Source organism: Anaerobacillus sp. 63XJN7_4_ISO-PGPR-S23-413 (genome assembly GCF_056173725.1).
Window position 1 is genome coordinate 1443233 of record NZ_CM149688.1, and the last position, 13059, is coordinate 1456291.

General features: G+C 39.5%; 12 protein-coding genes. 8 read left to right on the forward strand and 4 right to left on the reverse strand.

Annotation, left to right across the window (positions count from 1 at the left end; all coding sequences use genetic code 11):
* Nucleotides 1-7 precede the first annotated feature (7 nt).
* Both AC0VYO_RS07870 and zwf read right to left on the reverse strand, forming a co-directional pair.
* The gene (locus tag AC0VYO_RS07870; RefSeq protein ID WP_194221068.1) at nucleotides 8-631 is read right to left on the reverse strand and encodes a cyclase family protein; all 624 of its coding nucleotides are present in this window, start codon (nucleotides 629-631) and stop codon (nucleotides 8-10) included.
* A 174-nt stretch (nucleotides 632-805) separates the two neighbouring features.
* The gene (gene zwf / locus AC0VYO_RS07875) at nucleotides 806-2299 is read right to left on the reverse strand and encodes a glucose-6-phosphate dehydrogenase (protein WP_194221069.1); all 1494 of its coding nucleotides are present in this window, start codon (nucleotides 2297-2299) and stop codon (nucleotides 806-808) included.
* 395 nt (nucleotides 2300-2694) lie between these two features.
* Here zwf and AC0VYO_RS07880 point away from each other — a divergent pair, with 395 nt between their 5' ends.
* The 6 genes from AC0VYO_RS07880 to AC0VYO_RS07905 all read left to right on the forward strand — a co-directional run bounded on the left by AC0VYO_RS07880 (nucleotide 2695) and on the right by AC0VYO_RS07905 (nucleotide 8728).
* Nucleotides 2695-3309: a hypothetical protein gene (locus tag AC0VYO_RS07880; RefSeq protein ID WP_475367113.1), complete on the forward strand. Its 615-nt coding sequence runs from the start codon at nucleotides 2695-2697 to the stop codon at nucleotides 3307-3309.
* 121 nt (nucleotides 3310-3430) lie between these two features.
* Nucleotides 3431-3961, forward strand: a complete 531-nt coding sequence (locus AC0VYO_RS07885) for a DUF420 domain-containing protein (RefSeq protein ID WP_475368814.1) — start codon at nucleotides 3431-3433, stop codon at nucleotides 3959-3961.
* 228 nt (nucleotides 3962-4189) lie between these two features.
* Entirely contained in the window at nucleotides 4190-4900 is a 711-nt protein-coding gene (deoD, locus tag AC0VYO_RS07890) for a purine-nucleoside phosphorylase (protein ID WP_430242248.1), read from the forward strand.
* Nucleotides 4901-5049: 149 nt separating this feature from the next.
* Nucleotides 5050-6522 carry a spore germination protein gene (locus tag AC0VYO_RS07895; protein WP_475368815.1) on the forward strand — a complete coding sequence of 491 codons (1473 nt, stop codon included), beginning with the start codon at nucleotides 5050-5052 and terminating at the stop codon, nucleotides 6520-6522.
* Between the two features lie 27 nt (nucleotides 6523-6549).
* On the forward strand, nucleotides 6550-7638 hold the full coding sequence (locus tag AC0VYO_RS07900) for a GerAB/ArcD/ProY family transporter (RefSeq protein ID WP_475367116.1): 1089 nt from the start codon (nucleotides 6550-6552) through the stop codon (nucleotides 7636-7638).
* Entirely contained in the window at nucleotides 7628-8728 is a 1101-nt protein-coding gene (locus AC0VYO_RS07905; RefSeq protein WP_475368816.1) for a Ger(x)C family spore germination protein, read from the forward strand. The genes AC0VYO_RS07900 and AC0VYO_RS07905 overlap by 11 nt, the downstream gene beginning before the upstream one ends.
* Here the strand turns inward: AC0VYO_RS07905 and AC0VYO_RS07910 are convergent, their stop codons facing one another.
* On the reverse strand, nucleotides 8729-9346 hold the full coding sequence (locus AC0VYO_RS07910; protein ID WP_475368817.1) for an NAD(P)-dependent oxidoreductase: 618 nt from the start codon (nucleotides 9344-9346) through the stop codon (nucleotides 8729-8731). It abuts the gene before it with no gap.
* 262 nt (nucleotides 9347-9608) lie between these two features.
* On the opposite strand from AC0VYO_RS07910, the gene AC0VYO_RS07915 reads away from it, so the two are divergent.
* Together AC0VYO_RS07915 and AC0VYO_RS07920 are read left to right on the forward strand one after the other, a co-directional pair.
* Nucleotides 9609-10814 (forward strand): M20 family metallopeptidase, encoded by a 1206-nt coding sequence (locus tag AC0VYO_RS07915; RefSeq protein WP_430242240.1) that lies wholly within the window; start codon nucleotides 9609-9611, stop codon nucleotides 10812-10814.
* Nucleotides 10815-10833: 19 nt separating this feature from the next.
* Nucleotides 10834-12681, forward strand: a complete 1848-nt coding sequence (locus AC0VYO_RS07920; protein WP_475368818.1) for a helix-turn-helix domain-containing protein — start codon at nucleotides 10834-10836, stop codon at nucleotides 12679-12681.
* Here AC0VYO_RS07920 and AC0VYO_RS07925 read toward each other — a convergent pair whose 3' ends face one another.
* The gene (locus AC0VYO_RS07925; RefSeq protein ID WP_194221078.1) at nucleotides 12682-12966 is read right to left on the reverse strand and encodes a hypothetical protein; all 285 of its coding nucleotides are present in this window, start codon (nucleotides 12964-12966) and stop codon (nucleotides 12682-12684) included.
* Nucleotides 12967-13059: the final 93 nt, after the last annotated feature.

The window sequence follows — 13059 nt, forward strand, 5'->3', positions numbered from 1 at the left end:
CTTTGTACTATGCTTCTTTTAATCCTTCAAACAATAAAACGCGAGCAGGTGATGCATCTGTTCCCTGAAGTTTTAAAGGTGCGGCAACCATGAAGTATTCTCCAGCCGCCACGTCTTTTAGGCGTAAGCCTTCCATGATGATAACATCCTTTTCGAATAAAGAGCGGTGTGTAGGGTGTTCAGGCTGGCTGCGTTCAATACCAAGACCATCTACGCCAACTCCGCGGATGTTTCGCTCTGCAAGGTAGCGTGCAGCGTCTTCACCAACGAAAACGAAGTCAAAGTTAAATTCCTCTTCGAAAGAGTTTTGTGATTTGAAAAGGATAAAGTCTCCTTCTTGGATGTCTTCAGCTTCAATATCTTTATCAGATATCGCACCTTTTACATTGGTGACGTCGATTACTTTGGCTTTTCCAACAAGATCTTCTTGATTAATTGATTCAATCGTTGCGCCATCATTCATCATATGAAGCGGAGCATCTACGTGAGTGCCCGTATGTACATCAAGAGATAGACGAGACTCTGTTACATGGCCATTCGTCGTCGTGTTGATTTCAGGCTGTTTTTCTTCCTTGTTCTTATAAACGGCCATTCCATTAAAGATAGGTGCACTTACATCATACATTTTCATTAAGAAACACTTCCTTTCAAATAGTAGTGTATATGATAAAGAAAGATACGTGAAGCACGTATCTTTCTTTTGTCATTTTGAATCAATTACGACGAATCGCAGAAACTACGATGTTTGTCGAATAGGAACACAAAGCACGTGTTCAATTTATAGAGTTCCAGTGTCTCGATTACTTTACTCTTTCGGTAGGGGCCACCAGTGTAAGTTATCATTTTCAAGAAGTTTATCTGCTGCTTTAGGTCCCATAGATCCAGCCGGGTAGTTCGGGAAGTCTTGTTCTTTCTCGTTAGCCCATGTCACGGAAATAGGGTCAATGAACTGCCATGAGAGAGCTACTTCATCCCAGCGAGCAAAGTTTGTTGCATCCCCACGCATCACGTCATGAAGCAAGCGTTCATATGCTTCAGGGGAGTTCATGTTGTTTTCTTGATCGTTATTGAAATTCAACTGGATCGGTGTTGTTTTACGCATATCGCCTGTATCTTTGGCATTCAAGTGAAGCGTAATGCCTTCTTCAGGTTGAATGTGAATGACCAGGATATTCGGTCCGAGCTTGCCACTTTCATTCTTATAAAGGTTCATTGGCAAGTCTTTGAACTCAATCAGAATTTTAGTAGATTTATTTGTCATTCGTTTACCAGTGCGAATATAGAATGGAACACCAGCCCAGCGGAAATTATCAATCATTAGCTTCGCTGCAACGAATGTTTCTGTATTTGATTCTTCATCCACATTATCTTCTTCACGGTAGCCTGGTAATGTCTCTCCATCTACTTCGCCTTGTTTGTATTGACCGCGAACGAAGTAGTCATTTACTTCTTCCGGTTTAACTGCACGAAGCGCGCGAAGCACTTTAACCTTCTCACCGCGAATCTCTTCTGTTGAGAGGCTAACAGGTGGTTCCATCGCTAGAAGTGAAACCATCTGTAGGACATGGTTTTGGACCATATCACGTAGAGCGCCAGATTTTTCATAGTATCCACCACGTGTTTCGACACCAACCGTTTCACTAGAAGTAATCTGGATATTTGAAATGTGGCGACTGTTCCAGAGTGGTTCAAACATTGAGTTGGCGAAGCGAATCGCTTCGATATTCTGCACCATTTCTTTTCCAAGATAGTGATCGATACGATAAACTTCATCTTCAGAGAACACTTGGCGAATTTCATCATTCAGCTTTTGAGCTGATGGGAAATTGTGGCCAAAAGGTTTTTCGATAACGAGGCGATTAAAGCCGTCACCATCTGTTAAACCTTCAGAGTCTAGATTTAATGCAATTGTTCCAAAGAATTCTGGAGCCATCGCCATATAAAAAATGCGATTTCCTGGAATATTAAATTTCTCATCAAGCGATTGTGTTAATTCATTTAATTCCTGGTAAGATTCTTTCTTCGTAACATCAAATGGTTGATAGAAGAAGTGACTGCTAAATTCTTCATGCTTGTCATCTTTATCCATGCATGCTGTATGTATAACAGAGTCATGAACATTTGAACGGAATTCTTCATTAGTAAGTTGTCTTCTTGCTACTCCAACAACAGCGAAATCCTCTGCAAGTACTCCCTTGCAATAGAGGTTATAGAGTGATGGAAATAGCTTGCGTTTGGCAAGATCTCCTGTTGCACCGAAAATCACGATAACAGAAGCCTGTTTTGATGGTTGATTCATCTTTGTGACCTCACTTTTTGATTATTGCTGTTCCAGAGGGAACTTATGGAAGGAACAGTGAATTCCTTAATTCATCAGTAAAGACTGTTAATGATAAAACGTCTGCTGAAATTCTATCGATCCCGTAATAGAAGATATTACCGGGTTCCCAAGTAAAAATTTTATAGCTTTTTCGCGTTAAAATCAAATTGTGTGATTGAAGTTACAGTAGGATTTTGAAAAATAAATATAATGGTATATGGCTGTAAGCGATACCAAGCTGATTCCTTTGCGGAAAGGTGTGTGCAAGGATTTTGAAGGGAAGATTCGTAAATTTTTTTGAAATAGAATGAATGGATTCAATTACGGCGAATATAGTAGGTAAGTGATTGAGAAGAAAAGGGAGGATGAGTACAATGCTTAAAAAACTGGTCATCTTCTTCCTGCTTATTGCTTTCAGTATTTCATGTTCAACTGTTGAGGAGAAGTCTCAAGATTCAGGAGAAGTGGAAGCAGAGCGCACAGAATCTGTTCAAAGTATCGTAATGAAGCAAGGGTATAACGTGTTAAATGCGATTAAATCGAAAGATGGCAAAGAGCTTTCTAAATTTGTTCACCCAAAAAAAGGTGTGCTATTTTCTCCCTATGGAACGATAGAAGTAAAACGAGCTCAAGTGTTTATGCCAGCTCAACTAAAAGAGTTCTTTAAGAACTCTAAGCAGCTTGAATGGGGAACAGAAGCAGGAAGAGGCGATCCCATTCGTTTATCGCCTGAGGAATATTTTAATGCATATGTATACGATGTAGAATTTAGCGAGACGGAAATCGTTACGTTTGATGGCATTCATCGGGAAACAAATAGCATACAGAATATTAAGGATGTGTTTCCGGAAAGTCACTATGTAGAATTTTTTGTGCCCGGATCGGAAGAATTCGAAGGAATGGATTGGAAAAGTCTTAAATTGGTATTCTCTGAATATAACGGACAATTCTATTTAATTGGAATTATTCATGATCAATGGACACCTTAATGTGAACAAATCGTGTCACGAATTTGAAATTTACGTGTGAGATGTACCTCATTGGTTGCTCAATCCGAGAAACTTTCTTATCCTTAAAAGGTAGATTATTGTGATAAGGAGAAGAAATCTAATGAATGAAGTTAAACAACGGAATTATACACCATGGATTGTCGGGCTATCAATTGCAGTGAATGTGCTCGTTGTTGTCCTTTTTTTCCTACCTGAGTATAGTGGTGACGTAGGATTTGATATTACGCTGCTCCCTTTGCTAAATGCTGTTTTTAATAGCTTTACATTTGTTTTCTTAGTAGCAGCGCTCATTTTTATTATGCAAAAGAATATTAAAATGCATAAGCGGTTTATTTTTGCTGCTTTTACAACAACGGCACTCTTTCTCGTTTCATATGTGACGTATCATGGGCTTTCTGAATCCACTTCGTTTGGAGGAGAAGGCATCATCGTTCCCATTTACTTCTTTATTTTAATTACGCACATTATTTTAGCTGCCGCTATTGTTCCTCTGGCTTTAATTACGGTTACGAGAGGATTAAACATGCAAGTGGCTAAACACCGTAAAATCGCTAGGTGGACGATGCCGATCTGGCTGTATGTTAGTATTACAGGTGTTGTCGTTTACTTGATGATCTCACCATATTATTAAGGCCTTATATAAAAAGTCTGAAGCGTCCGCTTCGGGCTTTTTTTATGACTAAGTTAATGAGTGGGGGAAAGATTAACAACAGTATAAATAGCATTTAGTAAGCTCGCTAACCTCCTGTATAGTGTGTTTTAAGGAAGGATAGGCTACTATTATATGATTGCGTGTGGCATAAGAGCGGATCTTATGCTACTTTTGTTAGTGTACGTATTATATCAAGGAGGTACGACTATGAGTGTTCATATTGGTGCAAAACAAGGGGATATTGCGGAAACGATTCTACTACCAGGAGATCCGCTTCGTGCTAAGTATATCGCAGAGACATTCCTAGAAGATGTCGTTTGCTACAACGAAGTAAGAGGTATGCTTGGATATACAGGTACATATAAAGGCGAACGAATTTCTGTTCAAGGAACTGGAATGGGTGTTCCATCTATTTCGATTTATGTGAACGAATTGATTCAGAGCTATGGTGTTAAGAATCTTATTCGTGTTGGAACATGTGGAGCATTAAAGAAGGAAGTGCAAGTAAGAGATGTTATTCTTGCGATGAGCGCGACATCGGATTCAGGTGTGAATCGCCTTCAGTTTAACGGTATGGATTTTGCTCCTACAGCTGATTTTAATCTTTTGAAAAACGCTTACGACGCTGCAGCTGAAAAGGAAATGAGCGTTCATGTAGGGAATGTGTTTACAAGTGATTCCTTCTACCGTGACAATCCGGAAATCTTCCAGCAGCTTGCTGACTACCAGGTACTTGGTGTAGAAATGGAAACTTCTGCTCTCTATACAATTGCTGCGAAGTTCGGCGTGAATGCCTTAACGGTGTTAACCGTTAGCGACCATATCGTAACGGGGGAAGAAACGACCTCTGAAGAACGACAAACAACCTTTAAAGAGATGATGATTATTGCCCTTGAAGCGGCATTAAAACAAAAATAAAACGAGAAGAAGACGGCTAATAAAAAGCTCGTCTTCTTTTTTTGTTTTCATTTAGCATTAATTGCTTTTGTGACTCATTTATCCCAAGAAATGCATATTTCATACGTTATCTCCAAAAGCTAGAACTAACGTATGAGGGGGGATTTACAATGGTTAGAAGGAGAACAATCAAACGACTTCATAAATTGAAAGAAATGGATCAGCAATCGGATAACCAACAAAACAACAAAACCACCCTTCAAGTGCTTATTTTAGATAACTTCAGCGATTGTGATGACCTTGTTCATCGAACTTTCCCGGAGCTAAGCATTTCAATTATTTATTTCCTGCATTTAGTTAACGATCAACTGCTGAAGATGGAGTTGCTTGAACCCCTTTACCATGCTTCTGAAGAAGCTTCCCTACCTTTCCTTAGAAGATCGAACTTTCACAAATCAGATGATGAGAAGAAGCTAATTGATGGCATTTTAAAGGGAGAGGCTGTTGTTTTTCATAAAGAACAAGCTTATTTAATTAATATTTCTGGACCAAAGCAGCGTGAAATTCAGCCTTCCGAAACGGAAACAACGATTACAGGACCACATGAAGGATTTGTGGAGAGCAGTGAAATCAATCTCTCTATGATCCGAAGACGTGTGAGAAGTTCACACTTAAAGATTAATGAAATTCCAGTAGGTGAAGTGGCAAAAGGAAGCGTCTATGTTCTTCATATTAAAGGAATTGCAAATGATGAAATCGTTCAAGATTTGACTAATAGGATTGAAAAAATTGAAATTGATGCCGTTTATGATTCACATATTCTTACTCAATTAATTGAGGATCAGCCTAATGCGCTTTTTCCGCAATTTATGTTAAGAGAAAGGCCGGATGCGATTGCAGCAGCACTTGTAGAAGGAAAAGTCGTCATTGTTATGGACGGTAGTCCTGCAGTGATTATTACCCCTTCAAGCTTCTTTGACTTCTTTCAAACGGGTGATGACTATTACCAAAGGTGGATTACTGGAACGGCCACAAGACTACTGCGCTTTGGTGCATTCATGATTACGATTGGATTTACCGCCCTATACGTTGCCGTCACATCCTTTCATTATGAAATGATTCCACAGTCACTTCTAACAACTCTTGCCGGTTCAAGAAGCAAAGTACCATTTGATCCTTTATATGAAGCGTTAATTATGGAAGTTACTCTGGAATTTTTACGTGAAGCAGGTGCTCGCCTGCCTACAAAAGTAGGACAAACGATCGGTATTGTAGGCGGTATTGTCATAGGGCAAGCGGCTGTTCAGGCTGGTATTACAAGCAACGTTCTCATTATTGTGGTGGCAAGCTCTGCCATTGCTTCTTTTGTAGTTCCAAGTTATGTAATGAGTGCAAGTATCCGTCTAACGCGGTTCGGTTTAATTCTACTCGCAGGATTACTTGGCAATCTCGGAATCGTGATTGGATTGACGATTCTTGTGATTCATTTAAGTAGCTTAACGAGCGTTGGAGCACCATATTTAGCACCCTTATCCCCATTTTTCAAGAAAGACTGGGGCGACTTCTTATTAAGGGCTCCTTACTCATTAATGAAAACGAGACCAGCTATACCGAGAAGTTCAAATAAGAAAAAAGTGAAGTAAGTAGCTGATAGAAATTGAGGGATATTAATGTCGGAAAAAATAGCGCCATTCCACCTCGCCATCCTGATTTATATGATTCAATCAGGTGTAACGCTATATAAATTACCTCGAATGCTCGCGGTGAGTTTCGGAACAAACGGCTGGGTTATGATTCTCATTATTTCCCTCATTGCTGGATTAAACATCTTTCTCGTTTCTCTTGTGAATCGTTTTCGGAGGGGAGAGAATGTATTTGAAATTATGGAAGGGCTTGTTCCGCAAAAGGTTCTTGCCCCTTTTTATGTCATATTAGCGCTTATATGGTCAATTCTCCCTCTTCTTGTAGGAAAAGACTACATGCTCATCACGCAAGTCCTTGCTTTTCAAAATACCAGTTTGCTGTTGCTGTATAGTATCATCTTGCTCCTCGCCTTATATCTTGTCGTTAAAGACATTTATACGATTACGAAAACAACAACCGTTTTCTTTTTTTTGACGATTTGGATGACGTTCATGCTTATTTATCATATTCCTTATTCTTCTTTGATGCGCTTAACACCATTTATCTTTAAAGATGGGAGTAATCCTATTCAAGGACTGATCGAGGTCTATACTGCCTTCTTAGGCTTTGAAATTGTGCTCTTTCTCTTTCCTTATATTGATCAAACAAAGCCTAAATGGTTTCGAAGTGTTTATGTTGGACATGTAATTACAACAGTTGTCTATGGGCTTACATGTTTCGTTTCATTTATGTATTTTTCATTTGATCAGCTTAAATTAACTAGTTTTCCAGTGCTGAATTTGATTGCTTATATTGAAATCGAGCTTATTGAGAGGATTGAAAGTCTTGTTTTCAATTTGTTCTTAATGAAAATTCTTATAACCGTCGTTATGTATTTATGGGCAGCGAAGCTCCTGCTCAATAGAGCAATACCTGCTATTAATGAAAAGTGGTGTGTATTCATTCTCATCTTTGTGGCCTATTTGATCACGTTAAAGGTGGATGTAGCATACGAGCTAGCGCCCTGGCTATTAATTTTTGGATTAGCAGCTGCAGGGATTGCATTTGGGCTTCCTATACTATTGCTCGTAACGCTTTGGATCAGAAGTATAAGGAGGAAACGACATGCGGAATAACAAAAAGCTATGTATTGTTATCTTAGCCGTGATCGTTCTGACAAGTTGTAATGACAAGAAAGTAATTGAAGACCTGGCGATTATTAGTATGATTGGTTTTGATCGAATAGAAGGGGAGGAAGGAAAGTTAAAAGTAACGGCTTCATTCCCCGATTTATCAAGTGAGACATCCCAGCAGGACGAAATCATTGATACGGTAGCCAATTCAAAAAAAGAAGCTGAAGATCTTCTCTCATCCAAAACGAGGCAACAGGTTGTCAATGGACAAATTCATTCAATCATAATAGGAAGAACACTTGCTGAAGAAGGGGTCAGTCGTGTCATTACATCGATGGAACGAGATCAGGAAATTGGTTCACAAGTGAAGCTTGTCATGGCGTTTGGAGAAGGGGAAGAGATCATTAAGACAGATGTCGAACCGGATGTAGGTAGCTATGTTGACAAAATGTTAAAAACGGAAACGGATAAATTTACGATTCCAGAGATGGACATCTTTCATTTTTCAAGAGATTACTTTGATGACGGCATTGATCCGGTGGCCCCTCTTTTTAGCAGAGTAGATGATGATTTAGTATTAATGGGAACTGCTCTTTTTCGAGAAGATAAGTATGTAGCCCATTTGGATTTACTTCAGTCAAAGGTTTTATTGTTTCTTCTTGGGAAAGTAAAAAGAGGGGAATTAACGATTAAAATTCCGGATGGTGATAACATCCGCAACCTACATTTTGATTATATTAAGAGTAATAGGAAAATTAAGGTTGTTAAAAGTAATGGTAAGGTGGATCACATTCTAATAAATGTGAAGATGCGTGGCTCAGTCATTGAGGATACAGGAGCAAAAGAAATTTCAAGTACTAACGAAACTAAGAAAATTGAAAAGGTAATTGCGGAACATATTGAACGTGACGCGGAGGGGATTCTTAAAGTGTTAAAGGAAAATCAAACGGATAGTCTTGGACTAGGGCAATATGTAAGGCATTCACTATCATATCAAGAATGGAAAAACCTAGATAAACATGAATACCTTGAAACAATACCTGTATCAGTAAACGTTGATGTGACGATAAAAGATACAGGCATGTCTCAGTAATTAGTAAGCAATCCCCACACGTTTACAGGAGTGATTGCGATCGAAGAGTTCCTTGTATACAAAAGCAGCCGTGTCTGCGGTTGATATTTCACGACCACCATCAGGAAGATATTCTTCTTCCACGCGATATTCTCCTTTTGCCGGGCCATCTGGCAAATAAGTAGGACAGATGATTGACCAGTCCAGATCGCTAGCAGAGAGCATTTCATAAACAGAAAGATGTTCCCTTGCTGCTCGCGTTGTCTTTCGTTTAGATTCAGAGGATTCAAAACGATAGAGAGTTGGTTCGACTCGGCTATTAAGTATGCCAGCTGTTCCTACGGTGATAATCCGATTAATCTGTTGTTTTTTCATCACCCGTATTAAAATCGGGGTGCTTTCTGATAACGTTGTTGTTTTATCAGTACCAAGTGCACTAACGATCACATCAACGCCCTTGGCGGCTTTTTCAACGACGTCTTCATTGAGAACATCCCCTTCGACAATCGTAAGGTTACTATTTGTAGGGAGCTTCTCAGGTGATCGTGTTAAAACAGTCACCTGATGCCGATCGGAGAGAGCTAATGTAAGAATGTTGCTTCCGACTCGTCCTGTTGCCCCTAAAATCAATATATTCATCTTGACTCTCCCTTCTAATACTATTCATTTTAAAAAAGGAATGGCTCTATTGCAACTAACGATATTCATGGAATGACATTACTCCGCACTGGTATTTTGGGTGATTTAATGAGAATACAGCGCTTACATTGAAGAATCCTTTATATTTCACAATAGATTTCTGATTTCTACTTATAAAGTTCAGAATTTTTGTTAAAATATTCGTAACGTAATAAGAGAGTGAAGTTTATTTTGTTTTAGATAGAGGAGAGGGGAATGAAACATGAGAAAAGCGCTTTTTGAGAGATTAGAAGATTTAGTACCACAAATGATTGACCTAAGAAGAGATCTTCATCAGAATCCTGAATTGTCATTCCATGAAGTTCGAACACCTAAACTAATTGCAGATTTCTACGAGGAACTTGGCATGGACGTTAAAATAAATGTCGGTGGCAGAGGAGTAGTGGCTTCTTTAGAAGGTGCAATGCCAGGAAAGACAGTGGGCTTACGTGCTGATTTTGATGCCCTTCCAATCAATGATGAAAAAGAAGTACCCTACAAATCCACTGTTCCAGGTGTGATGCATGCGTGCGGTCATGATGGTCATACATCAACGCTTCTCCACTTAGCAAAAGCACTACATGAGCAAAAAGATCAATTAGCAGGTCGCGTCGTCTTTATTCATCAATTCGCTGAAGAGATTACACCTGGTGGAGCAAAGCCAATGATTGAAGACGGGTGCCTAGAGGGAGTGGATGTTCTTTTTGGAACACACCTTTGGTCTGGATTCCCAACAGGAACAATTGCGTATAAACCAGGACGCATTATGGCTGCTGCCGACTCTTTTGAAATTGTGATCAAAGGGAGAGGTGGTCATGGGGGTATCCCACATGAGGCGCTTGATTCAATTGTGATCGCCAGTCAGTTGGTTGGTAATCTCCAACAAATTGTCAGCCGGTTTATCAATCCTTCAAGTACAGCAGTCATCTCTATCGGTTCATTTCACGCAGGTTCCGCTTTCAATGTTATTTCAGAAACGGCAACATTGAAAGGGACGGTTAGAACCTTTGATCGAGACGTTCGCGAGAAGATCATCGGGTATATGGAACAAATGATTAAAGGCACGTGTGAGAGTAGCGGGGCAGACTATACATTTAGTTATGACAGAGGGTATCCTCCTGTAGTTAACCATGAAAAAGAAACGATGATGTTGAAGGAAGCTGCAGAAAGAGTAGCTGAGGTGAAAAATGTTGTAGAAACAGAAGCCTTAATGATCGGAGAAGATGTCGCTTATTATCTAGAAGAGGTTCCCGGAACATTCTTCTTAACCGGGGCAGGTAATGCTGAGAGTAAATCGACGTATCCTCATCATCATCCAATGTTCGATATCGATGAGAACGCTATGTTGATTGCTGCCAAAACGCTTGGGGAAGCAACGTTAGCTTATCTTGAGCAACATCGTTATGAGACGGAAGAGGTTAACACTTAAAATAAAAGGAGTGAAATGGATGGCGAGGGGTTTACTTGAGAATGAGGCAGAACTTAGCAAAAGGCAGTTGCATTTACTTATGCAAGTTTCAACAATCTTTAACTCATCACTAGATTTCTATTCTGTCATTCAGTCTGTTATAGAAGAAGCCGTCTCAGCCATTGATGCAGCTGATGGTGGTGTGCTTTTTCTATATGATAAAGAACAAAAAGGTTTAAAAGTGGCTGGGTCGACAGGGTTTCGAAAGAAGACGGTCAATGAAGTCATGCTCCGTTCAGGTGAGTCGATGACAGGTCTTGCATTTGAGAAAGAAACCACTTTGCACTTCAAAACAAGTGATGAAGTCGAAAAAGCTATGGGAACGATGTCTCATCAAAATGCTAGCCTATATTACCAATCTGCACAAGAGCTACCGCTGAGTACGATTTGTATCCCGATTAAAAAAGAAGGTACTTGTACAGGGGTCATAGTGCTCGACCAGTTTAATGGGGGAAAAGGATTTACAGAAGATGATATCCGACTTGTGGAAGCTATTTCTTCACAGGCGGCCATTGCACTAATGAACGCGAATTTGTATCAAAACAAAGAAGCTTCTTTACAGAAGTTAAAGCAATTTAATCAAACAGTGATTCATCAAAACGAAAGTCTATCGATCTCAGTAGATACACACCAGGCCCTGTCGGACATAGGGATGAATGAAGACTCGTTTAAAGAAATTTGCACGTATCTCACAAAGTCTATTGGAAAGAGCGTAGCCATCTATGATCCATTTGGAGAGGTGAAGGCTTCCAGTCAGATTGAATGGAATGCAGAAAAAAGTTTACAAAGCATTATTCTTAATCATTTAAGTACCATTCAAAATGAGACAAATGAGTTAGAAGTTGTGCAAACTGACGAAGATTCTTTACTTTTTCCTCTTGGCCGATTGTCATTTCCACTCGGTTATCTCGCTATTCTTTCTGAAAAGCTCCCACTTACAAGGTTTGAGCAGTCAGCCGTTTTTCACGCATGTACAGTTGCGGGTCTTCAGCTAATGAAAAAGGAATCGGAGCATAAAGAACAACAGCGTTTAACTGGAGAATTACTCATCCATCTTCTATCGCCACAAGAGGATGAAGCGGATTTAAGTTACCTTGCTGGGCGTTTGAAGACAGGATTAAATGGTTATTTCACAATCGCTTTAATCGATGTACCTCAGGAGTTTGAACAAGGACGCGAGGAATGGCTTAGAAGATGTATTCATGCTTCTATTAAACATTTACTGGAGAAAAATCATCAAAAAACTGTGCGTGTTACAGAGTGGGGCCGTCAAATTGTCTTGCTGTTCCATCAAGATGATGAGAAAGGCATCGAATCATCCATTTTCACTGTTAATCAGTTCATCCAAGAATTTAATGAGTTGATCGCTTCTGTCACAACTGAAAAAATTTGTAGAATCGGAATTGGAAAACCAGTTAGAGGAATCCGTGCCATTGATCACTCTTTTCAAGAAGCGAAGAAGACGATTAAATTTCTAAAGCGATTTACATTCGCGGGTTATTCATCATGGTATGGAGAAATCGGGGCGCTTCGACTCCTGTTAAACAATAAAGAAGAAGATCTAGCAAGCTATGCGCTTGAGTATCTCTCTCCGTTGCTAGCTTATGAAAAACGCCGCAAAGGAGAGCTCTTTCAAACTTTATTTGTTTACTTATCGACCGGACAAGATTTAAAAAACGCTTCTGAACAGCTCCATGTTCATGTTAATACGATGAATTATCGAATTCAACGCATACAAGAAATACTAACGATTAATTTTAATGATCCTTCTGATCTTATGAATATCCAAGTTGCCTGTAATATTTATCGTTATTTATTTGAAGCCTAGTTATTCATCGTCTGGCTGAAGATAGGGGCGAAGTTTTCGTACGTATCGTCGAATGTCGAATAAGAGTTTGGTTTGTAATTTCTTTTCTTCTTCGAAATTTTGGATATGAGAGATGGATGGGAAAGATCCGTGTTCATTGAAACGAACGGGAATCAGTCCTGTTTTTAACAGTTCACCACTTTCTCGATTGATAAATTCCACTTCGACGTTCGCTTCAAGCGTGTTAGGTATATGATGGTCTTGTAGTCGCTTAACTTCCTGTACTTTAAATAATATTTGCGGCATGTGAGATCCTCCTTCCTTTTCCCCATACCCTTTTTTGAAATGAATTAGCCATAAGATATGTTTGTAACAGCCTGCCCTTTCATGCAGGCTGTT